Source organism: Segniliparus rugosus ATCC BAA-974, from assembly GCF_000185725.2.
Taxonomy (GTDB): domain Bacteria; phylum Actinomycetota; class Actinomycetes; order Mycobacteriales; family Mycobacteriaceae; genus Segniliparus; species Segniliparus rugosus.
Window position 1 is genome coordinate 437,460 of sequence record NZ_KI391954.1, and the last position, 25,022, is coordinate 462,481.

Below are 25,022 nucleotides of genomic sequence, written 5' to 3' on the forward strand. Positions count from 1 at the left end.
GTCAGGCTCGTGTGTCGAGGTTGTGGGCGTTGCCCTCGTCCTTGCCCTCGACGCCATCAGCGGCCTCACCGAGCGCGACGGAGAGGGAGCGGACGGCCCCGATCAAGCCTTTCCCGCTCTCGCCGCTGGTCTGGGTCGCGGGCACATGCCCTTTGGCGAAGTCTCGTCCCGCGTCATCATTGCCCCAGGAGCCGTCCGTGGCCGCGAGCTCCCCGTCGAGCTTCTGTTTGTCGGCGTCCATCTTGTCCGCCAATGCTCCGACCGCTCGGGCGGCTTCGCGCACCCGTTCCGCCTTCATATGCAACTTGCCGTCGCTCACCGTGGTCCTCCTCGCTGCTTCTGTTTCTGTTCTTCGGTTTGTTCGGGGAAGAGTTTCGCGAAGATCCCGCTCGGGTCGAGCAGATCCCCGAGGCCCTGGTTCTCGAGTTCTTGTTTGCAGGCTGTCAGGGTCTTCGCCTGCGCGTCAGCGAGGGCTTTGTTCGCCGCATCTGTGACCGCTTTGCCCGCCTGCTCGCGGGTGAGCGCCCCGAACCGTTGCCGGTTGAACACCACCCCGGTCACGTCCTCGCCCACCACGACGACAGTCACCAAGGCTTCGGGGTCGGAGCCGCGCCCCGCCGCAGGCTCGCTGCCCGAGTCCTCCCCGCCGTGCTCCTGGCGCAGGTCGTCCAACGTCGGCATGTTCTCCATGCCGAAGCCGCCGAAAAACGCCGCTTCGGTCTGTTGCCGTTTCGCACGCAAATCCGCGAGCGCCGCGTTCAACGCGGATTGCGCGGCGCGCTCCGCGCGGTCCTGGTCCAGCTCGCGCCACTTGCGCTCCTCGAACACCGTGCTGGCGACCCTGCCCGAGAAGTCCACCGTCGCCACAGCGACACCATCGGGGTCCGACCCGGCTCCGCGCTTCGAGGCCAAAGACTCCCGCAGGTAACCGACCTTGCCTGTAGCCTTCAACGCGCCCTCAGCGAGCGCCCGCGCCTTCTTCGCCATCGCCTCGTTCCCCGGCAACGGCACACCGATCCAAGACGTGTCGGGCTCCGTGGTCATTTGAACTCCCGAGCGTCCGACTCAACCGACGACTCTGCGTCCGCCACGGTCGCTGCTGCTTCTGTCCGTTCGGCGTCGGTGAGCGCGCCGACCACGCCAACGCCATCCAAGACTTCTTGCGGGACTGTGGGGATCGCAGACAGGAACGCCTCCTTGTTCGCCGCAGCGTCCCGCAAATACTTGTTGGGGCCGACCGCCTTGCCGCCCTGCCCCTGCTGGCCGTGCATCGGAGCGCCGCCCATCGGCATACTGCCCATCCCGCCAGCGGGGGCAGCGGAGCCAGGCTGCGCGAGGGAAGACAACTGTGACGCTGGCTGCGCTTGCTGGGTTGGACCACCGCCATGACCAGAAGCGGCAGAGAGACGACGAGGCTCAGTAGCACCGCCGCCGCCCGCGCCGAAGCTGCCGCCGCCTATCGGTGCTGCGAAAGCTGCGGGAGCCGCGTCCAACGATCCGGGCAATCCCGCCTCTGAGTCGCTGACGTCCAGCGCCGCGTCAGTCCCAGCCCCGAGGCCAGCGCCGTCTTTCGGCTTCAACGCGTCCGCGAGACCGGAGGCGAGCTGGGAGGGGTCCAGTCCCTTCCCAGCCTGCCCCGCGCCTTGCGCCGCTTGCCCCGCCGCCTGACCTGCCTGCCCGAGCGCGTCCGCAGCGCCCTTCACAGCCTGTGACGGGTCCGCGCTGGTCGCGGGCGCTTCGCTGTCGTGCTGCGACTGTTGCGCGAGAGCAGCTTCCCGCTGCGCTTGCTCGGTGAGAGCTTTGAGCGCGTCGGGCGTCGGAGCGCCGCCTGGGGCTCCCGAGCGCGGAGACGCAGCGCCTGGCGCTCCAGCCACAGGAGGTAGTCCGCCAGGTGCGCCGCCTGGGAGGCGGGCGATCATGTCGAACGCGGGCAGATCACCGATAACGACATCCCCGAGCGGCAGGTAGGCGTGTTGCAGGGCCTTGGCGACCGCCTCCATCGCTTCGATCTTCCCCGCGTTGGTGCCGTCGTTCATCGACACCAGGCACGAGACCAGGGCGTCGGTGGAGTCGAACCTGCCCGTCACCTGCCCGAGCGTGTCATGGGTCTGTTGCGCGGCGTCCGCGAGCTGCTCCACGATCTTCCCGACCGCCCGAGCCTCGCCCAACGCGGAGGACGCCGCCGTTCCCGCCCATCTGGTCTTGTCGTTCGGGTCGAACCCGTCCGGGTTGATCGCCTCCTCCAACGACTTCATGAGGTCCGCGTGCCAGTCCCGCAGCCACTGCGCGGTCTCGCGCCAGAACTTCAACAGCTCCTCGCGCTTGTCTTTGCCCAGGCCGATGTATTGCAGGCTCGTCTTGTTCGACTCGAAGTCCCGCTCATACTCGTCAGCGACGTAATCCTTGTAGCTCACAATCCGCTCACACCTCGCCCTGAGTCGAGCTGGGACGGCTGCCAGGCTCGCCAGGGGCCAAGACTCTGGGGCTGCCAGGTGGCGCGGGAGGCGGTGGCGGCGCGGGCCTCTGCGCGTCCTCCATCTCCTTGCGGGCCTTGTCGAACTGGGCTTGCGCCACCTCGTCGGAGTCCTGCACATGCCCATGCCCCTCGGTCACCCGCTGCCACCACGAGTCCGACCACGCCCCAAGAGCCTTGATCGCGTTCGCCATCGCCCCGGCCTGCTCCAAGCAGCGGTCGCGGGCCTGGTCCGCGTCCGGGTTGGAACGCCCGAACGCCCACGACGCGCTCCCCAAACCAGCATCAGCCTCTTTCATCGCGCGGGCCTCCGCGTCCACCATCGCAGCCTTGTGGCGCATGTACGCCTGATGGATCCTCTCCAACGCCGCAGGGCTCTGCGTCAAACCGCCTTGCTCGCTCATCCTCAGCTCCCTTCTTGCCCGTGGCCTTGACCGATCATTTGATGCCGCACACCGCCCTCGCGTCGTTCGACGCGCCTTTGTAGTAGTCGGCGTCGTCGTCGAGCGTCGAGTCCGGGGCGTGGCTGCGGAGGTCTTGCACCATTTTCTTCACGACGCGCACGAACTCGGAGAGGTTCTTCTTCAACCCGTCGTTGAGCTTGTCGGAAAGCTGGTCGAGCTTCGACTGCAATGCGCTGGCCGCTGAGTCGAGCGCGTCCGCAGCTTCTTTCGCCTTCGCCGCAGCGTCAGGGTCATCGAGAGAAGCGCCCTGCGGGACGGACTTGTTGAACTTCTCATACGCGGTGGTGGCCGCTTTGTGCTGCGTCTTGTACACGTCGCAGGCTTGCTGCGCCGCCTCGGGACCAGACAGGCCAGCGCTGGTCGGGGTCGCGGCGACAGCGCTTGTGGCGGCTTGGCGCGGCGCGGCCTGCCCGCCACGGTCGCACCCAGCCAATGCGGACAAGACCGCCAATGCGACCGCCGCTCGTGTCATGTTCACCATGTGGTTCCTCTTCCGCTCAGGCGGGCGTTGACCCGCTGCACAACGCTCTTCCAGTCGCTCGTCGCGCACCACGCCTCATAGATCACGTCTGCGAGCGCGTCAGGATGCCCAGGAGCCGCGAACGCCGCCCGCAAAGCGAGCGCCGCACGGGCACGACCGAACTCCATCTGCGCCCCCAACGGCACCGGACGGTCCAGCACTCGCATCAGGGGTGGCACGGCTCGATCATCCCACCCCTGACCCTCGCTGCCAGGCGCAGGGGGCAGCGCCGCCGCCTGCGCTATCCACATCGAGTCGTGGCGCTGCGCGACGGAGCCCAACGCCTCGAACACGTCAGCGGGCAGCTTCTTGCGTTTCTTGAACCAGGGCACGATCTTCCCGCCCACGTACTCGTCCCTGTCCGCGAGACGAGTGGATCGCGCCGCCCACTCCGCGACCTCGAACCCCAGCTCCTTCGCGGGCTCGGGCGGCAGCGTCCGCAACGCTCCTGCGAGCTGCGGGGCCACGGCGGCGAGCCTGGTGGGCGAGAAGGCTCCTTGACGGAACTGGTCCCACCCGCCTCTTCTCGCGACAACAGCCTGTCCGCCGCGCTGCCAGGCCCACTGCTCCAAGACCGGGGGCACGGGGACGGTGGAGACCAGCGCCAGCAAACGCGGCGGCTCCCAGCCGAAATGGGTTGACCGTTCCAGCTCCTCGAACCACACCGACGCGGTTTGCGCGGCGCACGGCAAGCAGGAGGGCCAGTCGCTGAACTCCGTTTCCGGCGCGTACATCACCCCAACCGCCTGCGGCGGCACAACATCAGGGGGCAAGTAGGCGAGACCGAAGTTCGAGCACAGCATGGTGGAGAGCCCGTTGACCCCGGTCTCGGGCTGGTAGTAGACGACGGCGGCGAACTCCACCCCGCCGATCCGGCAACGGGCCGCTGTCGCCCCGACCGCCGCAGCTGCCCACGCCAGATACTCCCGGTTCCCATCTGTCGAGCCGAGCACCCCGTCATGGCCCAGCGTGTGCCCGCTCTCGCCCTGATACCCGAAACTGGAAGCGGAGAACCCAGTCCTGGACTCCAATGACGTGACAGGCGCGGACCAGCCCATATGCCCTGCTGGAGGTGGGGCGAGCGCGGCAGCGCCCATCGCAGAAGTCGTCGCGCCCCCATCCGACCACGACGCCTGCTGTTGCTGCGCTTGCTCGTGCCCGACGAGATGGTCCTCACGATGCTGCTGTTCTTGCGCGGGCTGCGGTTGGGCGGCTGCTTGCGCCCCCGACTGCGCTGTGGTCTGCGACGACGAGCGTGGCTGAGGCTGGGACGGTCGCGAGAACGGAGCAGGAGCCGAGAAGAACCCTGGACGCTCCGCAGGCTGCTGTTGGATCGGTGCAGCGTGCGCGCTCGGAGGGGGCGCATGATCGACTGGGGCGGCGGACGACACATGTGTCGCTGCGGCTGGGGCAGCCGTGCCCTGTGCTGTGGCATGGGACTCGCCACCCTGCTTTACGGACGACTGCGATGCGGGAGACGAGGATGGAGCAGATTGCACGGACTGCTCCTGGCTCGCTGGCTTCGCCTCTTGCTCATCAGACCGAGGCTGCGACTTCGCCACCGCCTCAGAGCCACCACGGCGTGCGACATCTGGCCCGTCCGCTTCGCTCTGCGGCGTGCTCGGCTCAGGAGCGAGGTGTTTCTCCACAACAGGCTTGCGGCTACGGGAACTGACATCGCCCCCGTCCTCAGAATCCGCGTTGCCAGAGTCGTCGCTTCCGCTGGCGATGGTCTTCGCGGAGTCGCGCAATTGGTCGGCGAGCTCTTTGCAGGCTTTGCGGCCTTGGGCGATCTGGTCGTTCACCTCAGCGTCGATGACGTTGGCGGGTTTGTTCTGGAGCTTGCCCCGGAACCGGATCGCGTCCACCCTGATTTTCACGGTGTTCGCGACCTGCGCCATCTTGATCTTGGTGTCGCGGATGTCGTCGGCGAGCTTCTGCGCGTGGGCGCGGTCCTGCTCCGAGGCGTCGCTGTTATTCGCGTAGTCCTGTTTGCGGCGGTCGAGGGCGTCTTGCGCGGCATAGCCGCCGTCCCCGGTGAACACGTCGACCAACAGTTTCGAGTTGGTGCCCAAAGTGTGCGAGCAGGCCAGCTCGAAGCCCCGCACATCCTTGAAGCGGTCGGCCCATTGCTGGACGAGGAGTTCGCTCAGCTCGACCCACAGCTGATCGACGACTTTGGATTCGATCTCCCCGGTGGGGCGCGGGTATGCGGCGATGCTCATAGTCCTTCCGCCGCTCTGCGTTCGGCCTGCGCGGCGAGCGCCCGTTTGATCTGGTTCTTCTCGGCGTCACCGGGCGCGAACCGGAACAACCGGACTTCGGGCAGGAACTCCTCGTCGCGTTGGCGCATGTACTCGCCGTCCGCGACCTTCGGCCAATCCGGCACCCCGTAGGTGAGGTTCAATCCGAGGTCTTCCCCGAACCCCGGCACGATATCGCCCAACGAGGGCACTTGCGCCAAGAGCGGGGAGACGACCTCAGCGCACCAGGCTTGCGCCTCGACTCCCGGCCTTCCGCAACGCCCACCCGAGCTTGCGCCCCAGCACCGGCTCGCGCTGCAAGTACACCTCGCGCACCAGGCCCCGCCCATCGACCTCGACCATCACATCCCCGACCGCAGCCGTCGTGTGCAGCGTGAACCTGTACGTGCGTTTGCGGTCGCGGTGCGCGGTGAGGTCGTCCAGGTCGTTCTTGCCGCGCCTCGCCTTCGCGCGCTCCAACAGGAGCTTCGCGTCGTGGATCGCGCCCTCCACCTGGTCGCTCAACCTCGCCCCCGTGGGCCGGTACGGCAAATCCTCCGGGCCTGGCGGGGGGATGCTCGGATCGAGGAACGACGTCGCGTGCGCGATGTAGCGCCGCGCAAGCCACATCGCCCCCTCATAGGCCGCGATGATGAACTCGCCACCGCCCACCGTCAACCGCAGCAAACCGTAGTCGGGGTCGTCCCACTGGCCGCGCTTCGGAGCGCCGCTGATGTCCACCGCCCCGGCGAACGTCGGGGCCTGGAACGACACCCCGCCCCCGACAATGAAATTCTCGTGCTGGTCGAACTCCGCGACCAGCCTGTCCCCGGCCTCCGCGATCCGAACCTCCCGCTCGTCGCGGCCCTCGTACCAGCCCTCGGGGCGCTTGCGGACCATCCACTCGTTCGCCTTGCCCTGCCACACCCCATCAGGCTCCGTCATCGCATGACCTTCCCGATGTCCTCGCCCGAAGCTGCGTCCGTGCCGGTGGTCAAATCGATGCCCTGGAAAGTCGAGGCCAACGTGTCATTGGCCTTCTCGGAAGCCTTCGCGTCCCGGTCCTGCGAAGCCGACAGCAACGCGGAGAGCGCTTCCTTGACCGCATAGCTGGCCTCGTCGTCCGCGCCGCCAAGCTCGGGCCTGCGAGACAGGGCCTCATTCGAATCACGCGAGCAGTTCCGCACAGCCTCCTGAGCCTCCAAGGCCAGCACACGAGCACGATCCGGATCGAGATAGACATCAGCCAGCGGAGCGGGATTCGACGGATGGGACGACTCAGCCACGCGCCACCGCCGAAGGAGGCAAGAGCCGCGCGAGCAGCCCTATGGGCGAGAGCATGTGTTCTCCGAATCCGAGCCGAGGCACGCTTAAACCCCAGCTCTCAACGAGCAATTCCAGGCAGCGTAACCCATTACGGTCCAGGCCGCGCGCCGTGCCCGCACGATCACGAATCCTCGCCGATGGTTCGCACGCGTCCCGCCCGATACAAGCGGGCTGCGTGCCAGCACAACCAACCGAGAACACCGAGCACCACGACCAGGACGAACACCCCCCACGCCCCGAGCAGGCTCACGACCTGCCCCTCTCGCGATGAACCTCGACACTGATCGGCGCCACATCGATATCGCTGGCACGGGGCCTCGGCAACCCATCTGATCCGACCCGCTCAGACGAGACGAAGCGACTCGTGCGCACCTCATCGTTCTCGGGGACGGCCAGGCCAGCGCCAGGCGCAGTCGGCCCAGGCTCCGCTGCTGTCGTCTTGCCCTTATCGCGGCCCATGAACTGGCCCACTGCCATCCCGACCAGGGCGAACGCCACCACCGCGAGCACGTACACCCAGGCAGAAGGCACGTGACGGTGCCCCTGACCCGCCGTGTTGAGGGCGACGGCCACGACTATCCCGACAGCCGCGCCGACCAGGATAGGGGTTGATTTGCTCATCTCATCTCCCGAAATGCCTTGTGAGCTGGATTTTTCAGTCTTGAACGAACTGAATCCTGACCTTGTCGGAATGGCCATCGACCCTGGTCACGCTTTCGACCCGCCAACCGTCGCGCCCGTAAAACGATGATTCGCTGTCGACGTTGTTCTCGTACGTCGTCACGGTCTTGTATCGGGCCATGTCAGCCCTCCTTTTTCAGTTCAGAGTTTCAAGTTTCAGTGTTTTGGACGCGGCGCGGGGCCGCGCACCAAGGGTAACCCCTCGTGGAACCGAGAAAACAAGCAGGGCATATATCGCTATAGACATGCTTTGAACTGGGAATATAAGACAAGATCGGGCCTCTCGACTTAATAACTGAATAAAGTTGTGTTTGAACGAAAACACGCCTCAGGGCGAACGTGACCGCATGTTGGCTGCCGCGACCCTGGGCTCATGACCCCTGACCGCGCCATTCGGGGCCTCGACCTCGCACCGCTCGTCAAAGCCCGCGCCAAACACAAGATGAGCCGATCCGAGCTCTCCCGCCTCACAGGCCTCTCCACGAGCACGATCCAGAAATGGGAATCCGGCGAGGTCTCCCCGAACATCGAGACCGTCACAAAAGCCGCCGCAGCCCTCCGCGTCCCGCTACGCCGACTCATAAAAGTCCCGGTCAGGCAACGCACCCTCGCGGACTGGCGTCACCTCGCCGGACTCAGCCAAACAAAAACCGCACGCGCCCTCGGCCTCACAACCCCCGCCTACGCCGCCCTCGAACGAGGCGAAACCAAACTCACCCCCGAGAAAGCCGCACGGCTCGCCCAACTACTCGGAGCAACACCCGATCAACTCTCCGAAGCATGGGCGCGGGCGCACAACCGACCCCCAGGAGCACCAGCCTAACCCCAGCGGGGGCCGTGCCAGCAAGCCATCAATTATTCGTGACGGCGTGGCTCTTGACGGCGTTCTCGACTGCTTCCCGCGCGAGATCGCTCGCTGAGACACCGAGACTGGTGGCGGCGAGCCGTAGCCGCTTCGATAACCCCCTCGGGACCAGGATTCCGACACGAGCGAATGGCGCTGGATCGACCCGGCCCACTGGTTTCGTCGCGGCAGCGATCAAAGCTCGCGCGAGGAGCGGCGGCACAGCGTTGCCGCATTGGAGTCTGGCCGAGTTCACGCCTCCGCTCCATGGGAAGTCAGGTCGGAACGATTGCAATGCGGCGCATTCCGAGACGGTGAACGTCCGCCGATCACCATCCCCGAATTCCCATTGCGGCGCACGGCGCGTGATGGTGACACTCGGCTGGTCGAGTCCGCGCATCGTCCGGCCACGCTCCTGCGCCGTCCGCGCACCAACTGGTCCGCTCCCCGAATAATTCGAGCGCTGAACCCTACCGTCCGAGTGGGCGAACACGACGCTCATCGGAGTCACTTCACCAGGCCAGGGAAGTTCGACTTTGCCGAGCCGGGAGGCGATCAACACCGCACGCTTCCTTGACTGCGGCACACCGAAATAGGATGCGTCGAGAACACCGACATCGACCGCATAGCCGAGCTGGCGTAGCCGATCCGAGTACGCCCGCCACACGGGAAGGACGGTCGGCACCTGCTCCATACACACCCACTCAGGTTTAAGAATCTTGATCCAGCGCAGAGGTTCAACGGTGAGCCGCGTCCGCCGATCAAGAGCTGGCGTGTTGCCCCGAACGGCGCTCAGCACACGATCCAACGCGGCCCTGCCCGCCCCTGACCCTGCCACAGAGAAGCTTTGGCATGGCGGGCTCGCGGTGATCCCGACGATGCCGCTGTAGTCGCTCGGGTCGAGCAAGGTGACATCCGCCTGTACGACATTGTGACCAGCCGCGCGAGAGGTCGCCGCAGCGTCAGGATCGATCTCCACGCCCACATGAGGAACACCAGGGCCGAGACCCTCCAACCAACCACCCACCCCCGAGAAAAGATCGAGGATCAAACTTGGCCGAGCTCCGCGAGCTTCTTCTCCAAGGCTTCGATGACGAAGTCCTGGAGGCTGGTGTTCTCAGTGATCGCCGCGATCTTCACCCTCCGGTGCAAGGCGGCGCTCATACGGATAGTGAGCTTCGTCGGTTCGTCGTCCATGACCAGAAATCTATCGGCCATCAAGAGGGAGGGCTGGCAAGCCAGCGTCCTCCGGCGTGTCGCCCGAAGGCTCGGAACAAAGGGGATGAGCCAGGCTCATACCCTCGACCTAGAGGATGCACGCTTGGCGTACCTCATGGTGGGCGGTCGAACCGCGAGCCCTGCCGCGAGCAAATCTGCGACCATCCTGGAAACATGCTTTGAACTGGGATTATCGTGTGTTGCGAGCAGTTTCGGGCGTAGTATTGCTCGCGGATTCCGAGGTGGGAGATAGGCTTTGACCTGGGGTTATGGTCTGTGACAGCTTGGTGGCGAGTGATTTTCGAGGAAAAGTCCTATAGAGGCCGTATGGAATATTTTCCCTCCCTCTCGTCCAGTGGTTGGAGAGAATTTTTTCAACACTCCTCCTAGCTCATATAGGGGCATAATTGCTCGTGGCATGACTATATTCCCTGTTCAGGCAGCGTTTTTGTCGCGAGCAATTCTGGTTCGGGATTTGCTCGTGGTTTCTATCGCCGCAGGTCAAGGCTTTTTTTGACGAGCCGTTTCGGTTCGGGATTTGCTCGTATGGGGCCTTGTTTTTGCTCGCGTCCGGTGTTGTCGCGAAGACTGGTGATGGTCGTCACCCTATTTGGGGTTGGTCTGGAGGCCCCGATCAAGACGATTATGATGGCCGTCATATGAAAAACCCTGCCTAGGACATGAGGCGAGGCTCACAACCTAGGCAGAGTTGAAGGAAGGGGTCAGGCGGCTTCCCGCTCACGCCTCCGAGCGGAGGCCACCGACCGCCCGTAAGCCGCCCGCGAGGCCACCACCCACTCCGGCGTGCCGATCAAAAGGTTCGGGGCGTCGCGGCGAGTCGGATACCCGAGCACCAACGTCGCCAGAATCAACTCCCCATTCGACACATACCGCCCAAGAGCGTCCTCAACAGCATGCTTGACCACATAACTCGACGGGCTCTCCTCTGTCGCCTCGTCGCAAGCCGGGTAATAACGGGCGAGATGGTCCACGACCTCCTGAACATGGCGTGCGGGGAGGTCTTCGAGAAGATCACGGCATGCGCGTTGCGCTGCCCGCCAGAGATGAATGTTGCTGGCCGAGCCCTCGACCCCGAGGGCCGACAGTTCCCCGTGGGCGAGCAGAGCGGAGCCGAGCCTGGCCCGCGTCACCTCGACGGGGGCGAGCCAGCGGGCGGTCACACCCGCAGCGGTGAATCCCCAGTCCTGGCCGTAGGGCCTGCGGCGAGCCGTCTCAGCGGCCCACACCGCAGCCGGGACGCTGACGGTCTCTTCGCCGTCCTCTGTCTCGCCGATACGGTGGCCTGCGGCGGCGAGCGCGGCTTTGAATTCGAGTCCTCCGATGTATTCGACGCCGAGGTCGTTGCAGATAAAATCCCAGAGTTCGCGGACCCTGACCTTTGGGTTCGGGGTCTCAGCTGCTGGGAACCGCTCCGCTATCGCTTGGGCCGCGAGGACCACAAGGCGCCAATCCGCCTCACCGAGCAGGGCTTTCGCCTCACCGAGGTCGGAGCACAGGTCCGGGTAGGAAGGGAGCTCGGCGGCGACATGCAGCGGATCGGGGTCATTGACCTGGCGGTATGCGGCTTTCTCTCCGTCGACGTAGAAGGATTTTTCGACTGGGAATCTCATTCCTGCTCGCCCCTAATCCGCGAAGACGGGGCGAGCAGGGATGTCGCTGATTCTCCGTGCCCGGAAAGGCTCAGTCTCAGGTTTCACCAGGGGCAGGACTGGCGCGAGAACGGCTTTCAGCTCCTCCATGGGGCGCTCGGGAGCGCCTGGTGGGGTCAGGGGGTATTTGGGCCGATTGTGGAACCCGGTGGTGTTCGGGGTGCCCCATTCGGCGTTCAATTTCGGTGTGACGTTGATGAAATCGCCCCTGGCCTGATTCTGAGCGAGAACGACGTCCCGGACCGCGAGGATGCGGTCTTTGAACGATTTCATGTTCATGTGGACTTCGTTGTTTGTCTGTCCCATCCAGTCCTTGAACAATTCGAACAATTGGCTCACGGTCATTCCGTAGTTGCATTCGGCGCCGGATCGGATGGTTTTTGGGCCGACCCATCCTTCGCCTCCGCGCGGCCAAATCCACAGGGCTTGTTGCGTGAACTCATGGGCAATGCTGATCGAGGCTTCGAATTCCCGCATCACGGTCTTGTTCGGAGGGAGGAAGCCGTCGCCGCCTTGGGTTTCGGCGCGGGCTTTCCGCTCCCGCAAGGCCATGATGAGGCGGTTGAGGACGCCCGGTAGCTCGGCTTTGAGGAGGGCGGGGAGCTTCCCGTTCATCTTCTCGCTCCCCTCCAGGGAGTGGGGGAAGGAGGCGGGGACGGCGCGGGAGAGGAACGCGCGGGAGCGTTCCCCGACCGCTGGCATTTTGTTCGCGGAGAAAATGAGCACGGCGAAGTTCTTGAACTTGAACATCCTCCCGAATTTCCTGTTCGCGTTGATCTTGTCCCGACCTGTGAGTTTCTTGAACGTCGCCACCTCTGGGACGTAATTGGCGGGCATGTCGGCGTCGATGTTCAATCGCATGCCGTACAGTTCGGCGACGGAGAACGGGTCCTCCATCTTGTGGAATTCGATGGCGGAGGTCAGGTCGCCGCCGACGAGGGCCTCCATCAGTTCCATGAGTGTTGATTTCCCTGATTTCGTGGGGCCGGTGAGGAACAGGGCTTTCGTTGGCGGGGCTGTGAAGTCGATGAGCTGGCTCAACACGGATTCCAGGATCAGGGTCTGGTCCTCCCCGCCGACGAGGGTCGACTCGCGCAGCCACGCCTCGTACACGGGGCATGTCGCTTCAGGGTCGTAGTCGACGGGGAATTGATAGGCGGACAAGTATTTCGGGTCGTGGTCGAGTTTTTCGCCAGTGACCCAGTTGAGCATGCCGTTCTTCAGGTTGATGAGCGGCTCGTCGCTCAAATCTCCGAGGACTCGGCCCTCGTTCGCGCAGAGGCCGATGAGGTGATCGCGAAGGTTGTTGCGGATCGTTGCGGTGGAATGGTTGCCGAGTAGTTTGGCGCAGAGGCCGAGGAAGCGTTCCTCGGCTTTTTCGGTTTGGAACCATCCGTCTTTGTATTGCGCGAGTCTGCCGTCTGCTGTGAGCGCGAAGGGCTGCTCTGCGGAGACACGGCGGGCGACGGTGTCTACGAGGAATTTCCCATCTGGCCCGAACATCCATTCTTGGTCGTCTTCTTCTTCGGTGGCGCCTTTGGTTTTTTTGGGCGGCCTGCGGTTGGCTGGTTTGGGGAGTGCTCGTTCGGCGAGGGTGGCGATGGCTTTCTGGCGTTGTTTGGGGTCTGGGCCGAGTCCGGCGAGGTAGTCGTCCACGCCTGTTTTGCCGCCGCCTGGGATTTGCCCGAAGCGGAGGGTGGCGGCGTTGGGGAGGGCTTCTTTGAGTTTGATGCCCGCGTCGAACACGAGCTGGTTGGAGGAGGCGTCGGCGTCCAGGACCACGACGACTTGCTTGTTCTGCGCGAGTTTGACGAGTCCTGGGGGTGCTTGGCCGTCGCGTTGCCACCCGTAGCAGCCGGGGATCGCCACGACGCTGTCCGTCACCGGCACCGCCGACGCGAGGACGTGGCCTTGTTTGGTGCCCTCAACGATCCACAAGCGGGGGCCTGAGCGTTTCAGGAGGAGCCCGTAGCGGATGCCGGTGCCGGGGAGGAACAAGTATTTCTTCGGCTTCCCCGCCTCGTCCAATGGCGGGTGGTCGGGGCGGAACTGCCACTCCACCCGCTCCTTGCCGTCCACACCCGTGAACCGCCAGCCGAAGAGAATCCCGCGCGGGTCCACATCCGGGAACGCTTCACGGAACCCTGCGGGCAAGTCTGTACTCGCCCGCGAGGAGCGGATCAACACTGCCTGCGCCACATACTCGGCGGGAAAACCCTCTTTGACGAGGTACTCCACATGCTCAGGGGTCAGGGGCACGCCAGGGAGGTCTGGGATGTTCAACGGGTCGGGCAAAGCCATGATGTGATATCCTCACTGATAGAAGTTTTGGTGACTTCGGCAAAAACTATTTTGGAGACCCCGCCCTGGTCGGCGGGGTTTTTCCATTTGTCGGGTCGTTAGGCTGCGGTTTCGGGCGAGGCGGCGAGGCCGAGAACTTCGATGAGTCCCGCAGTCGGGATTACCCATTTCTTGCCGATCCTCAGGGCGCGGACGGGGAAGGTTCCCGCGCGCAGGGCGGCGTATCCGGTCATCTCGCTCACCCCGAGCAGCTGGAAGGCGATACGCGCCTTCGTCGTGGGACCGAGGGTCTTGATCCGCTCCTCGGTCCAGGGTTCTGTCTTCATCTTCTCTGTCTCCTTGTTGGTTTGTCGTCTGATGGCGCAACCCAATCATACTCGAAAACACAATGTGTTGCACAGAATCACATCATTTTGTTAGAGTCTAGGTGGACCGACCACCCGAAGGAGCCCCCATGGCCGACGACCAGGACCAGAATTTCGCACGCCAGGTGCAACAACTCCGAGAGGAGCAGGGCCTCACGCAGGGCGCGCTGGCCCGCAAACTCCGAGAACGCGGCCTGGCGTTCCATCAGACGACCGTGCAGCGCCTGGAGTCTGGTGAACGACCGGCGAAGCTCGGGGAGGCGTTCGTCATCGCCGAAGTCCTAGGCTCCACGGTCGAGGCGATGATCTCTACCCCGAAAGCCACGGTCGAGGCGAAGGTCCAGGCGAGCTTGGAGCAGGTTCGGCGGGCGAGCCGACTCCTGCTCCTCACCGTTCGAGGCCCGTGGGAAGCCTGGCAAGAAGCCGCTGCCAACGCCGCGACAACCTGGGAGGAGGGCCAGGCGGATTTGATCAGCGAACTGCCGAAAGGCGAGTTGACGAGCACACGGATGCCGCCCGACACGCTCTTCGAGTTCCTCTCCTTGAATCCCACACGCGACCTCTTCGCCAAAGCCATGGAACGCATGGAGCAGTGCGCCAAAGGCGAGCCCATCGCTTTCCCAGAACAAGAATCACCCGACGCTGAGGAGGGCGACTCGTGAGCTGGTGCCAGCGCCCGAGACCGCCGTTCTGTCGGTGCCTCGTCGGACAATAAATTCCCAGCACGATCAGGAGGTAAAAGATGCGCGGGAGCGTGAAGAAGGCAAAAGGCGGCACTTGGTTTTACTGTGTTGACCTCGGCCCGGACCCGGTCACGGGTAAGCGTCGCCAGGAGCGTAAGCGGGGCTTCCGCATAAAGGACGAGGCTGAGGACGCTCTGACAGAGCGGTTGGCCGAGATTCGGCAGGGTGTCCACGTGGATCGCTCGATGACCACGGCCCAATACCTACGGGATTGGATCGACGCGAAGGAAGAGTCGGGACTTCGGGCGAAGACCGTATTGAGCTACCGTCAGCACATCGAGGCGCATTTGGTTCCTCACCTTGGACATATCAAGCTCAGGGACCTGCGCGCCACTCATGTGGAGAAGATGCTCAGGGAGGTCGCGAAGCCGCCGAAGGCCCCTGAGCCGGGGGAGAAGATCGCGAAGGGGAAGCGGCGGAATCCGAAACAGCTCAGCCCCAGTTCGGTGCGCCGAGTGTACGCAACTCTCAGTTCTGCGTTGGGGGCGGCGAAGCGCAAGAGGCTGATCAGTTTTAACGCGGCGGTGGACGCGGATCGTCCAGCGGCGAACAGGCCGAAGGTCCGTCCTTGGGAACCGAGAGACCTCGGGGCGTTCCTCGACCATGCGGCGGGGGAGCGGTTCGGCCCTATGTTCGAGGTCTCGGCTTTGACCGGGCTTCGGCGTGGCGAGTTGTGCGCTCTTCGTTGGGATTGTGTCGATTTGGAGCGGAACCAAATCGTCGTGCGCGAGCAGCTTGTGGCCATCCCGAGCGCGGGAATCATTTGCCCATATTGCTCCGCAGAGCACAAGCAGTTCCGGTTCTCGACTCCGAAGACCGACAGCGGGGAGTCCCGAGTGGTGGACTTGGACGCCGCGACAGTCGGTGTGCTCATGGCGCAGAAGCTCGCGCAAGACTCGGAACGTGAGGAGTGGGGAGACCTCTACGTCGACCACGGGCTCGTGTTCGCCCGAGAGGACGGGAACCCTATCCCTCCAGACGACGTGACGGAGAAGTTCAACAAGCTCACGGATGACCTCGGTCTGCGGCGGGTCAGGCTCCACGACCTTCGCCACGGACAGGCGAGCCTCATGCTCGCGGCGGGCGTTGACATGGCTGTCGTGTCGAAACGCCTCGGCCATTCTCGTCACGCTTTCACGAGCGACACGTACGCTCATTTGCTGGAAGGGGTGGGTTTGGCCGCTGCGGAGAAGGCCGCTGCGCTGGTGCCCCGCTCGGGCCGATCCAAGACTGCCCCGGAGGGGGTTTCTCAGGGGGCTGGTGACCAATCCGTGACCACGAAGCCCGTAGAAGCCTCGGAAACGAGAGCGCCCCAGCTCAGAAACGCAGTCTGAGCTGGGGCGATGATGTGCACCCGAAGGGACTCGAACCCCTAACCTTCTGATCCGTAGTCAGATGCTCTATCCGTTGAGCTACGGGTGCTTCCTCGCCGCGACGGTCGCCCGCGCGAACTATCCGATAATACGGCATGGGCCTCGGATACGCCAATTAGCTCCCGTGACGTGGTGTTTTCTCTGCCTCGGGGCGCAGGAGAACCAGGCTTAAGCCTGGTTCTCCTGCGCGTCGGCTTCTGCGTCCGCCCAGGTCTGCGGGAGCATGGGGACGGTCGGCCCGGTCTGGAAGGTGCCGTCGGGCAGTTTGGCGAAACCGGCGGCTTCGGCCTTTTGGCCGGGGGCCGCGCCCGCGAAGCCCAACAGGCCCGCGCCGATCTCGGAGGCGGAGGGGCCGGTGGACGGCGGGTCAAGGTCCATGAACCCGTCGGCGTGCATGCGTTCGCCTTCCTCCATGACCACTTGGCGGCCTCGGCCTCGGGCCCGCGCGCTCTGTCTGCGCTTGAGCGTCGAGGATTCTTTGGCGGAGGAGGCCGCGACGGCGGCCGCGGAGGAGGAGGCGGAGCTGGATGCCGGCGCGGAGGCTCCGGTGGTGGAGGTGGGCCCGAATTGCGCGCCGGGCGGGTCTTCGCCCTCCACGGCGTAGCCGTAGCCGCCTTCCGCGCCTGCGGGGGTGAACGGGGCGGGGGCGGACGCGGTGGTCGGCGTGGCCGGGGCAGGGGGGCTCGGCGTGGCGGGCGAGGAAGGCGCGGGCGAGGAGGTCACGACGGTGACCTGCTGGGTCTGCGGTTTGTCCGGGTTCTTCGGCCTGTCGGGGTTGCCGGGGTTGTCCGGATCGTCCGGCTCCCCTGCGGGGGCGTCTTGGTGCAGGCCCGTGACGGCGAGCGGGATGGCCACGCCGAGCGCCACCGGGATGAGGAAGGGGGCGGCGAGGACCACGCCCCAGAACGTGAACCCGAAGGGGATGAAGAAGGCCTCGTAGGCGATGAAGAACAGCATGCTGGCGAGCGAGAGCAAAGCCGGGCTGGCCAGGAGCGTCTCAAGCCCTTGGCGGATGCGGTCGATGAAGTTCTCCACCTGGTTGACGAGGTCTTTGAGCATCTCTTGGAGGGAGTTGTTGTCGCTGCTGTCCAGGAGGGAGCGCGCCTGCACCGCGTCGGACATGGCGTTCGCCTGGTACGGGGCGGCGGCCATGCGGCTCATCGCGCTCATGCCCGGATCGGTGATCGGCGGCGCGGCCATGGTCGTGGGCACGGCGGCGGTGGCGGCTCCGGCTGTGGCCTGGTACACGGTCATGGTGGTGGCGGCCTGGACCCACATCCGCGCGTAGTCGGCCTCGTTGAGAGCGATGGGGATGGTGTTGATGCCGAGGAAGTTGGTCGCCATGAGCGCGGCGTGCGTGGCGTGGTTCGCGGCGAGTTCGGCCATGGTCGGCATCGCGGCGAGCGCGGCCTCGTACGCGCCCGCGACGACCTCGTGCTGCGCGGCTGCTGCTGCGGCTGCGGCCCCGGATTCGGCGAGCCAGGCGAGGAAGGGCTGATGCGCGGCTTGGAACTGCTCCGCGCTCGGGCCCTCCCAGATGCCCGCTGCGGATTCGGCGAGCGCCGCGAGAAGCTCCTCGGTCGCCCCCGCGTATTGGGCGGCGAGATCTTGCAGCGCCGTCGCGGCGGCGAGCAGCGGCCCCGAACCGGGGCCGGTGCTCAACAGGGCGGAAAACACCTCGGGCGGGAAAGCCCCGAAAAATGGCGCGCTCATGCGTTTGTCTCCAATCCCAGGCCGCGCAGCAGAATCGTTTCCGCGCGGCGCACGTCGTCAATCGTGATGGTCATGAGTTCTTCGTCGGTGAAGTCGTCCACGTTCTCGGCGTGGTCGAGCCGGTGCTCGCGTTCCTCCTCGGAGCGCTCCACCAGGTTGCGGACGAACCGGCCGTTGCCGGCGATGTCGATGCTGGGGCGGGGCGTCCCGTTGTGGTCGGGCGTCGTGCCGGTGGCGAGTCTGCCGAGGACTTGGGCGAGCTCGGCCTGCGCGGGCTCGTCGAAGAGGCTGTCGCGGGAGTGCGCGAGGCGGACGGCGATCTCGACCAGTTCGGCGGGGGCGTAGGAGGGGAAGGCGATGGAGCGGGTGAAGCGCGAGCGCAGGCCCTCGTTCGCGGAGAGGAAGAGGTCGAGCTCGGCGCGGTAGCCCGCGATGATGACCACGAGGCGGTCGCGGTCGTTCTCCATGCGGGCCAGCAGGGTGTCGATGGCGACCAGGCCGAAGTCGTTCTTGGCCCCGGTGGACACCAGCGAGTACGCCTCGTCCAAGAACAGCACCCCGTCGAGCGCGCTGTCGATCACCGCGTTGGTCTTCGCCTCGGTCTCGCCGATGTGCTGGCCGACCAGGTCGGGCCGATGCACCTCGCGAATGGTCTCTTTCTTCAAGAGGCCGAGGCCGCAGTAGATCTTGGCGACCACGCGGGCGATGGTGGTCTTGCCGGTGCCCGGCGGGCCCGCGAAGACGAGATGGTGCGCGCGCTGCCCGACGGCCAGCCCGCGCTCCTGGCGGCGCAACGCCATCGCCACCGAACTCTTCAAGCGCGCCACCTGGTCCTTGACCTCGTCGAGGCCGATGAACTGGTCGAGCTCGTGCTCCGCGATGGAGAGGAGCGCCGCTTTGCGCTCTGCGGCGGCGGGGTCGATGTGGCTGTCCTCGTCCGGCTCGGTGTCCGGGTCCCACGGGTCGGTGCGCGCGTCGATCCGCGCGGCGGTGGTGGTGGGCAGGCCGAAGCTCGCGTCGCCGAGCGCGTGCTCGGCCTGCGCGTTGCCGGGGTCCGCCGCGTACAGCTCGTGCAGCCCTTCGAGCGCTCCGTCCTCGTCGCCGAGCGCGCGCAGGCACAGCGCGCGGGCCAGCGCCCCGTCGGTCGCGGCCACCGCGATCGGGCCTTGGTGCTCGTCCAGATGCGAGAGCGCGGGGGTGTGCATGCCGAGGCGGGCCAGCGCGATGCCGAGGGAGATCCGCGCGGCGTGCGCGGAGGCAGGGTCGAGGTCCGCGCTGTCGGCGACCACCGGGGTCAGCAGCGCGACGACGTCGGGCCAGCGGGCCGCGCGGTAGCAGATGGCCGCCTGGGTCCAGCGGGCGTCGAACCGCTCGGGATGTTCCTTGGCGACCTTTTCGGCGATCTCGTGCGCCTGTTCGAGCTTGCCGTTCTCGGCGAGCGCGGCGGCGAGCGCGAGGCGCAGTCCGGCGGGGTCGGCGGCGCGCAGCCGCAGGTAGAGGCCGGACTCGTACCGGAAGCCCAACGCGTCGGGGCCGAGGCCGATCTCTCTGCTCAGCTCGCCGGAGTTGGCGGAGTTCGCCACGGCGGACTCCAGCACGGGGAGGGAGAGATCGCCTGAGGCGGCGAGGCCGACCCAGGCGTCGCAGGAGTCGTGCGCGGTCCGCGCCAGCGCGGCGAAGCCGGAGCGCGCGGCGGCGAGGTCCGCAGGGCGGCGTCTGCCTCGGACTGGCAGGCCCAGCGCGAGGCAGCAGGTCGCGAAGCGGCTCACCGTCTCGGGGTTATGCGCCATCGTGTGCTCCGACGGCCATCGCCTTGCGCAGCCCGAGGGGGCGCAGGTCCGTCCACGCGGTTTCGACGAAGTCGAGGCAGGCCTGGCGCGAGTCGCCGCTCGGAGCGCCATGCTCGATCGTCCATCCGGCTGGGACGGGGGCGAACGCTGGCCAGAGGCTGCGCTGCTCCTCGTCGTTGACCAGCACGAAGAACTGACCGCGCTCGTCGTCGAAGGGGTTGACCGGCATGTGTGCTCCTTTCGTGTAAGCCAATGCTAACCTAATAAAGGTTAGCCTTAACTGCCCACCCCGTCGATTCTAGAATGCGGAGCCGAAACATGCCTGAAGTCCTCGCACGCGCCTGCGCCCCGATCCTGATGGCCCGACTTGCCGCGTCGGGTTTGCACCGAGAATACGTTGTCTATGAAAGGGGCGGAGTCTGGTGGTACGCGGGGGGGACGCTCGCGACGGCGAAACTCACGAGCGGTTCGCTGTCGCTCTCGCGCGCTGGGGAGCCGACGGTGTCCGAGCCGTGGTCCGGCGGCCCAGAAGCGGCGCTGGAGCGCGCCACGGCGTGGCTCCTCGAACACGCCGAGCGGGTGTTCGGCTGGGTCGCTTTCGAGTTCGGCGCGTACCGGCACGGACTCGCGGACCGGCTGCCGCCGGACGTGCCGCTCGCCACGTTGCTGGCCCCGGAGGTCCTGGTCAGGGTCGAAGGCGACGAGGTCGTCGTGGAGTCCGATGACGAGGCGGCCCGCGCGGCTGTGTCCCAGGCGCTGTCGGCCCCGCTGCCCGGAGCCGACCACGGGCCCACGCCGGTGGACGTGCGCCTTGACCCCTCCGACTATCGGGGCAGGGTCGCGCAGGCGGTCGCGGAAATCCAGCGCGGCGACTACCAGAAGGTCATCCTTTCCCGGCGGGTGGACCTCCCGTTCGAGGTGGACTTCCCGGCCAGCTACGAGCGGGCGCGCGAGCACAACACCCCGGCCCGCTCGTTCCTGCTCAACCTCGGCGGCATTCAGGCGCTGGGCTTTTCCCCCGAGATGGTCGCGGTCGTGGCCCCAGACGGCCTGGTGACCACCGAGCCGCTCGCGGGCACTCGCGCCTTCGGCAGGGGGGAGGACGCGGACCTCGCCGCCCGCCGGGACCTGGAGTCGGATCCGAAGGAGATCCACGAGCACGCGATTTCGGTGCGCGGATCGTTGCACGACCTCGCCGACGTGGTCGAGCCCGACAGCGCCGAGGTGGAGCGGTTCATGGTGGTGCGCGAGCGGGGCAGCGTGCAGCACCTCGCCTCCACAGTGCGGGGCAGGCTCACGGGCGAGCACGGCCGGATGGACGCCCTCGCGGCGTTGTTCCCCGCGGTCACCGCTTCGGGCCTGCCCAAGGCCGAAGGGGTGGAAGCCATCTTCCGCCTCGACGGCCCGTCTCGTGGCTTGTACTCCGGCTCGGTGTTCTCCGCCGGCCGGGACGGCAGTCTCGACGCGGCGCTGGTGCTCCGCGCGGTCTACCAGGAGGGCGGCCGTGCGTGGCTGCGCGCCGGCGCGGGCGTGATCGGCCAGTCCAGGCCCGAGCGCGAGTTCGAGGAGACCTGCGAGAAGCTCGCCTGCGTGGCGGAGCATCTCATCGCGAAGCAGTGACGCCGTCCGGCGCGCCGGTCATTCCCGGCGCATCGCCCACATCGACGGCCCGCCGAACGGCAGTTTGATCTCCGCGACCACCTGGAAGCCGAACCGCTCGTAGAGCGGGTTGTTCAGGATGTTCGAACTCTCCAGATAGGCCGGGCCCTCGATCTGGTCGAGCCGGTGCCGCAAGAGGGCCGACCCGAAGCCGCGCCCGGACGCCGTCGCGCCGATGGCGGCGAGGTACCAGTGCGGCTCTCGGGGGCGGTGGCGCATGACCGTGGCGGCGAATGCCCCGCCCCGGTACAGCCGGGCGCGCAGCGCGCCCATCAGGACGGGAACCGCGCGCAGCGTCTGCGTCAGCGGCGGGGTGAAGCCCGGCGGGTCCCAGAACGCGGCCCCGACGGCGACGCCGTCCTCGTAGAGCAGGTCGGAGCCTTCGTCCGCGCCGTGCATCGCCAGATCGAGCGCACGGAAGACCGCCTCGTCGCGTCTGGGGTCGGCGACGGTCCAACGGATGACCGGATCGCGCGCGAACGCCGTCGCGAGCACGCGGTGCGCGGCTTTGCGGTTCGTCTTGCCGATCGGAAGGATGATTTGCGTCACGAGAGCCAGTCTATCGACGCGTCTCGCCTTTGGCGCTCACCGCAGCTGGGCCGCGATGGCGCGTTTGTCCACTTTCCCCACGGGGGTCATCGGCAGCGTCGGCAGCTGGAGCAGCATGTCCGGTTGTTTCTCGGCGGAGAGCCCTCGGGCGGCGAGGAACGCTCGCAGCCGGGGCAGGTCCAGAGGCCCGGACTCGCAAGCCCCCGTGCGCAGGACGACCGCCGCGCAGATCTTCTCGCCGAGGAACTCGTCCGGGCAGGGGACTGCCGCTGCGAGGTCGATCTCCGGATGGGCGTGCAGATGCTCCTCCACCTCTTCCGCGGAGATCGTCTCGCCGCCCCGGTTGATCACATCCTTGGCCCGCCCGACGACGACGAGGTGGCCGGAGGGCAGCCGCCTGGCGAGGTCGCCGCTGCGGTAGAAGCCGTCAGGGGCGAAGGCGCGCGCGTTCGCCTCCGGGGCGTTGTAGTAACCGGCGATCGTGTACGGGCCGCGCGTTTCGAGCTCGCCGACCTCGCCGTCGGGGACTTCTGCGCCGCTCTCGTCCATCAGGCGCACCTCGTCCTGGTCGGACATGGGGCGGCCTTGGGACTCGAAGACCAGCTCGTCGGGGTCGTCCGGCCGGGTGAAGCAGACCAGGCCCTCCGCCATGCCGAACACTTGCTGCAGGCCCATGCGCCCCGCGTTCGAGGCTCGGTCGAGGCCGAGGGCTGGCAGGATTTCCTTGGCTCGCTCGGCCTCGAGCTTCGCTCCGCCGACTTGCAGCAGCCGCAGCGAGCCCAGATCGGCGGGCTCCCACTCGGCGGCGCTCGCCCATAGCCCCGCCAGCGGCGGGGTGAGGGCGGTGACGGTGACGCGGTGCCGCTCGATGGCGGCGAACGCCGCCTCCGGGCTCGGATCGGCGGCGAAGACGACCGCGGAGCCGAGGCTCATGGCTCCGAGCGCTCCGGGGCAGGCGAGCGGGAAATTGTGTGCCACGGGCAGGGCGGCGAGGTACACGTCCGATTCGGAAAGCTCGCAGACCCGCGCGGCGGCGGACAGGTTGTACAGATAGTCCCGATGGGTGCGGGGGATGAGCTTGGGCAGCCCGGTGGTCCCGCCCGACACGAGCAGCAGGGCGGGGGAGTCCGGATCGAGCACGGGCTCGCTGACGTTCTTCGCGTACGCGCGGCCAGCCGCGAGGACGACGTCCGTGGTGAGGGCGCGGACAGGGGGCGAGACCAGCTTGGCCATATGCCGGGTGGTCAGATGGGCGACGGCCCCGCAGACCCTGGTGAAATGCGCGAGTTCGGCATCGCGGTGCCCCGGCAGGCACATGACCGGCACGACGCCAGCCGTGAGTGCTCCGAACAGCGCGATGAGGAACTCAGGAGAGTTGGGGATCTGCAGGAGCGCTTTCTCTCCGGGCTCCAGGCCGAACGCGGCGAGGCCCATGGCGAACGACCGCGCCTCGTCTTCGAGTTCTCGGTAGGTGAGCGTCCGGTCGGCCTGCGCAACGGCGACGCGGTCCGGCCAACGCTCGGCGGCGCGGGTCAGGAGCGCGCCAAGGGCAATGGGCTCCGTATCGGCGTTTCCCGCCGTTGCCGGGCTCACATCGGCTCCGCTTTGCCGTACTTCCAGTACCCGACGAACGTCACCCTGCTCTTCGGCACGCCGGCGAGGTTCACCAGATGTCTGCGCAGCCCGGTCGGCAGACCGCTCTCGCCGACCACGAACGTGTGGCTGTCCGCTGCGGGCGGTTTGGCGTGCTTCGCCTCGTGCAGGGCGAGTTCGCCCGGCCTGGCGTGCGGGTCTTTGCGCGGCAGCCACGCCACCTCGACGTTCCCCAGCCCCTCGGGCAGCGGCTGGGCGTCCGCCGCGTCGGGAATCTCGATGAAGGCGCGGGTCGGCACCTGCGGCCTGTGGGTCTCCAGGATGCCCATGATCGCGGGCAGGCCCGACTCGTCGGCGACGAGCAACAGCTCGGAGCAGTCCTTTGGCGGGTTGTAGTAGCAGCCCTGGTCGAGTATCCCGAGCGGGTCGCCGGGTTTCGCCCGGTTCGCCCATGCGCTGGCCGGGGTCGTGTCGCCGTGGGCGACCATGTCGATGTCGAGCTCTGGAGCCGCGCCGCCCCGGAACGCGCGCACGGTGTAGTTGCGCACCCTCGGTTTGTTCTTGCCCATGGCGAGGAACTGCGCGTACCAGAGATTCGACGCGGTGGTCGGCAGACGAAGTTCGTTCTGCCCTTCGCGGGGGAAGAAGAGGCGGAACCATTGGTCCGCCCCGAGCGGGGCGAATTTCGCGAGGTCGGCTCCGCCGGCGGTGATGCGCCTGATGTTCGGGCTGATTTGCTCGTTGCGCAGCACTTCGAGCCGCAACACGTGCGGATTGGTCGGTTTGATCGGTTGATTCATGGGGTTCAGTCTCCTTCGGCGAGGCGGGGCAGGTCTTCGGGGGTGCGTGGCAGGCAGTAGAGCGCGATGCGCCGTTCCGGGCGGACTTGATGCTCGCCGAGGAGGATCCAGCCGCATTTCTCGAGCGCGCGGCGCATGGGCGCGTTCCGATGGTCCGGGTCGCAGATGAGGCGGCGGCAATAAGGCTCTGCCGCGAACACCTCGGCCGCCATCACTCCGATCCACCGGGACATGATGCCCCGCCCGATCAGCTCCGTTTCGCCCGTGGCGATGTGGAATCCGACGTCCCACGGGTCGGCGGGGTAGCAACGGGCGCATTCGTCTTTCGCCACACGGTAGTACTCGATGTAGCCGACCGGGCGGACTCCGTCCTCCGGCCTGCCCGCGTCGGCCATGTCGTAGTCGAGCAGGTAGGGGCGCGAGTACGCCCCGGACAGCCGGGCCCGGCTGTCCGCGCGCCACCGCTCGGCGGGCCAGCTTTGCTCCCACGTTGCGGCGAGATGGGGCCGCGCCATCCATGCCGCGATCAGCTCGGGGTCGTCGCCCTCGGGGTCGACCAGCCGGAGGGAGTACGGCGGGGGGAGCTTCGGAGCCGCCGGGGCCGGAGCCTGGCGGACCTGCTCCGAAAGATCGACGAGCTCGCGAGGGAGTGTGACGAGCGTCTCGGATCGAGGTGGCGGCATGGAGTTCTCCTCTT

At 66.6% G+C, this 25,022-nt stretch carries 28 protein-coding genes and 1 tRNA gene; 4 read left to right on the plus strand and 25 right to left on the minus strand.

Annotated elements, in window-relative coordinates; all coding sequences use genetic code 11:
• Position 1 precedes the first annotated feature (1 nt).
• The 12 genes from HMPREF9336_RS12025 to HMPREF9336_RS18515 all read right to left on the minus strand — a co-directional run bounded on the left by HMPREF9336_RS12025 (position 2) and on the right by HMPREF9336_RS18515 (position 7,828).
• The gene (locus tag HMPREF9336_RS12025) at positions 2 to 319 is read right to left on the minus strand and encodes a hypothetical protein (RefSeq protein ID WP_007467362.1); all 318 of its coding nucleotides are present in this window, start codon (positions 317 to 319) and stop codon (positions 2 to 4) included.
• Complete coding sequence (locus tag HMPREF9336_RS12030) at positions 316 to 1,044, minus strand: hypothetical protein (protein ID WP_007467363.1); 729 nt, start codon at positions 1,042 to 1,044, stop codon at positions 316 to 318. The genes HMPREF9336_RS12025 and HMPREF9336_RS12030 overlap by 4 nt, the downstream gene beginning before the upstream one ends.
• Entirely contained in the window at positions 1,041 to 2,414 is a 1,374-nt protein-coding gene (locus tag HMPREF9336_RS12035) for a hypothetical protein (protein WP_007467364.1), read from the minus strand. Before HMPREF9336_RS12035 ends, HMPREF9336_RS12030 begins: the two co-directional genes overlap by 4 nt.
• A gap of 7 nt (positions 2,415 to 2,421) precedes the next feature.
• Complete coding sequence (locus HMPREF9336_RS12040) at positions 2,422 to 2,877, minus strand: hypothetical protein (protein WP_007467365.1); 456 nt, start codon at positions 2,875 to 2,877, stop codon at positions 2,422 to 2,424.
• A gap of 34 nt (positions 2,878 to 2,911) precedes the next feature.
• Positions 2,912 to 3,418 (minus strand): hypothetical protein, encoded by a 507-nt coding sequence (locus HMPREF9336_RS12045; protein ID WP_021030587.1) that lies wholly within the window; start codon positions 3,416 to 3,418, stop codon positions 2,912 to 2,914.
• A complete protein-coding gene (locus HMPREF9336_RS12050) occupies positions 3,412 to 5,682 on the minus strand; it encodes a hypothetical protein (protein ID WP_007467367.1) in 2,271 nt (756 codons plus the stop codon). The genes HMPREF9336_RS12045 and HMPREF9336_RS12050 overlap by 7 nt, the downstream gene beginning before the upstream one ends.
• Entirely contained in the window at positions 5,679 to 5,921 is a 243-nt protein-coding gene (locus tag HMPREF9336_RS12055; RefSeq protein ID WP_007467368.1) for a hypothetical protein, read from the minus strand. Before HMPREF9336_RS12055 ends, HMPREF9336_RS12050 begins: the two co-directional genes overlap by 4 nt.
• 16 nt (positions 5,922 to 5,937) lie before the next feature.
• Positions 5,938 to 6,645 carry a hypothetical protein gene (locus tag HMPREF9336_RS12060; protein WP_021030589.1) on the minus strand — a complete coding sequence of 236 codons (708 nt, stop codon included), beginning with the start codon at positions 6,643 to 6,645 and terminating at the stop codon, positions 5,938 to 5,940.
• Positions 6,642 to 6,986 carry a hypothetical protein gene (locus HMPREF9336_RS12065; protein ID WP_007467370.1) on the minus strand — a complete coding sequence of 115 codons (345 nt, stop codon included), beginning with the start codon at positions 6,984 to 6,986 and terminating at the stop codon, positions 6,642 to 6,644. Before HMPREF9336_RS12065 ends, HMPREF9336_RS12060 begins: the two co-directional genes overlap by 4 nt.
• A 161-nt stretch (positions 6,987 to 7,147) precedes the next feature.
• A complete protein-coding gene (locus tag HMPREF9336_RS19195) occupies positions 7,148 to 7,276 on the minus strand; it encodes a hypothetical protein (RefSeq protein WP_280110261.1) in 129 nt (42 codons plus the stop codon).
• Entirely contained in the window at positions 7,273 to 7,647 is a 375-nt protein-coding gene (locus HMPREF9336_RS12070; RefSeq protein ID WP_007467371.1) for a hypothetical protein, read from the minus strand. Before HMPREF9336_RS12070 ends, HMPREF9336_RS19195 begins: the two co-directional genes overlap by 4 nt.
• Positions 7,648 to 7,681: 34 nt before the next feature.
• Positions 7,682 to 7,828: a hypothetical protein gene (locus tag HMPREF9336_RS18515; RefSeq protein WP_021030591.1), complete on the minus strand. Its 147-nt coding sequence runs from the start codon at positions 7,826 to 7,828 to the stop codon at positions 7,682 to 7,684.
• A gap of 252 nt (positions 7,829 to 8,080) precedes the next feature.
• Between HMPREF9336_RS18515 and HMPREF9336_RS17960 the strand changes: the two genes are divergently transcribed.
• Entirely contained in the window at positions 8,081 to 8,530 is a 450-nt protein-coding gene (locus HMPREF9336_RS17960; protein WP_007467374.1) for a helix-turn-helix domain-containing protein, read from the plus strand.
• 28 nt (positions 8,531 to 8,558) lie between these two features.
• On the opposite strand, the gene HMPREF9336_RS17965 is transcribed toward HMPREF9336_RS17960, so the two are convergent.
• From HMPREF9336_RS17965 to HMPREF9336_RS12090, 5 genes are all read right to left on the minus strand, one after another.
• The gene (locus HMPREF9336_RS17965; RefSeq protein WP_007467380.1) at positions 8,559 to 9,602 is read right to left on the minus strand and encodes a DNA cytosine methyltransferase; all 1,044 of its coding nucleotides are present in this window, start codon (positions 9,600 to 9,602) and stop codon (positions 8,559 to 8,561) included.
• A complete protein-coding gene (locus tag HMPREF9336_RS17970; protein WP_169727319.1) occupies positions 9,599 to 9,748 on the minus strand; it encodes a toxin-antitoxin system HicB family antitoxin in 150 nt (49 codons plus the stop codon). The genes HMPREF9336_RS17965 and HMPREF9336_RS17970 overlap by 4 nt, the downstream gene beginning before the upstream one ends.
• Before the next feature lie 743 nt (positions 9,749 to 10,491).
• Complete coding sequence (locus HMPREF9336_RS12080) at positions 10,492 to 11,400, minus strand: hypothetical protein (protein ID WP_007467383.1); 909 nt, start codon at positions 11,398 to 11,400, stop codon at positions 10,492 to 10,494.
• Positions 11,401 to 11,412: 12 nt separating this feature from the next.
• Positions 11,413 to 13,740 (minus strand): phage/plasmid primase, P4 family, encoded by a 2,328-nt coding sequence (locus tag HMPREF9336_RS12085; RefSeq protein WP_007467385.1) that lies wholly within the window; start codon positions 13,738 to 13,740, stop codon positions 11,413 to 11,415.
• A 98-nt stretch (positions 13,741 to 13,838) separates the two neighbouring features.
• On the minus strand, positions 13,839 to 14,066 hold the full coding sequence (locus tag HMPREF9336_RS12090; protein ID WP_007467388.1) for a hypothetical protein: 228 nt from the start codon (positions 14,064 to 14,066) through the stop codon (positions 13,839 to 13,841).
• A gap of 128 nt (positions 14,067 to 14,194) precedes the next feature.
• On the opposite strand from HMPREF9336_RS12090, the gene HMPREF9336_RS12095 reads away from it, so the two are divergent.
• Together HMPREF9336_RS12095 and HMPREF9336_RS12100 are read left to right on the plus strand one after the other, a co-directional pair.
• Positions 14,195 to 14,767, plus strand: a complete 573-nt coding sequence (locus HMPREF9336_RS12095) for a helix-turn-helix transcriptional regulator (RefSeq protein WP_007467389.1) — start codon at positions 14,195 to 14,197, stop codon at positions 14,765 to 14,767.
• Between the two features lie 80 nt (positions 14,768 to 14,847).
• The gene (locus tag HMPREF9336_RS12100) at positions 14,848 to 16,182 is read left to right on the plus strand and encodes a site-specific integrase (protein ID WP_007467390.1); all 1,335 of its coding nucleotides are present in this window, start codon (positions 14,848 to 14,850) and stop codon (positions 16,180 to 16,182) included.
• Positions 16,183 to 16,197: 15 nt separating this feature from the next.
• Here the strand turns inward: HMPREF9336_RS12100 and HMPREF9336_RS12105 are convergent.
• The 4 genes from HMPREF9336_RS12105 to HMPREF9336_RS12120 all read right to left on the minus strand — a co-directional run bounded on the left by HMPREF9336_RS12105 (position 16,198) and on the right by HMPREF9336_RS12120 (position 19,953).
• Positions 16,198 to 16,270 (minus strand) — tRNA-Arg (locus tag HMPREF9336_RS12105).
• 119 nt (positions 16,271 to 16,389) lie between these two features.
• Positions 16,390 to 17,934, minus strand: a complete 1,545-nt coding sequence (locus HMPREF9336_RS12110; RefSeq protein ID WP_007467391.1) for a PPE family protein — start codon at positions 17,932 to 17,934, stop codon at positions 16,390 to 16,392.
• Positions 17,931 to 19,724, minus strand: coding sequence for a type VII secretion AAA-ATPase EccA (eccA, locus tag HMPREF9336_RS12115; protein WP_007467392.1), 1,794 nt, complete (start codon positions 19,722 to 19,724; stop codon positions 17,931 to 17,933). The genes HMPREF9336_RS12110 and eccA overlap by 4 nt, the downstream gene beginning before the upstream one ends.
• Positions 19,714 to 19,953 carry an MbtH family protein gene (locus HMPREF9336_RS12120; protein WP_007467393.1) on the minus strand — a complete coding sequence of 80 codons (240 nt, stop codon included), beginning with the start codon at positions 19,951 to 19,953 and terminating at the stop codon, positions 19,714 to 19,716. Before HMPREF9336_RS12120 ends, eccA begins: the two co-directional genes overlap by 11 nt.
• An 89-nt stretch (positions 19,954 to 20,042) precedes the next feature.
• On the opposite strand from HMPREF9336_RS12120, the gene HMPREF9336_RS12125 reads away from it, so the two are divergent.
• Positions 20,043 to 21,344, plus strand: a complete 1,302-nt coding sequence (locus HMPREF9336_RS12125; RefSeq protein ID WP_021030593.1) for a salicylate synthase — start codon at positions 20,043 to 20,045, stop codon at positions 21,342 to 21,344.
• An 18-nt stretch (positions 21,345 to 21,362) separates the two neighbouring features.
• Here the strand turns inward: HMPREF9336_RS12125 and HMPREF9336_RS12130 are convergent, their stop codons facing one another.
• Genes HMPREF9336_RS12130 through HMPREF9336_RS12145 form a run of 4 tightly spaced genes read right to left on the minus strand, consistent with a single transcriptional unit; the run spans position 21,363 to position 25,008 of the window.
• A complete protein-coding gene (locus HMPREF9336_RS12130) occupies positions 21,363 to 21,932 on the minus strand; it encodes a GNAT family protein (protein WP_007467395.1) in 570 nt (189 codons plus the stop codon).
• Positions 21,933 to 21,968: 36 nt separating this feature from the next.
• Entirely contained in the window at positions 21,969 to 23,525 is a 1,557-nt protein-coding gene (locus HMPREF9336_RS12135; protein WP_007467397.1) for a (2,3-dihydroxybenzoyl)adenylate synthase, read from the minus strand.
• On the minus strand, positions 23,522 to 24,325 hold the full coding sequence (locus HMPREF9336_RS12140) for a siderophore-interacting protein (RefSeq protein WP_007467398.1): 804 nt from the start codon (positions 24,323 to 24,325) through the stop codon (positions 23,522 to 23,524). The genes HMPREF9336_RS12135 and HMPREF9336_RS12140 overlap by 4 nt, the downstream gene beginning before the upstream one ends.
• A 5-nt stretch (positions 24,326 to 24,330) precedes the next feature.
• Entirely contained in the window at positions 24,331 to 25,008 is a 678-nt protein-coding gene (locus tag HMPREF9336_RS12145) for a GNAT family N-acetyltransferase (RefSeq protein WP_007467400.1), read from the minus strand.
• Between the last annotated feature and the right edge of the window lie 14 nt (positions 25,009 to 25,022).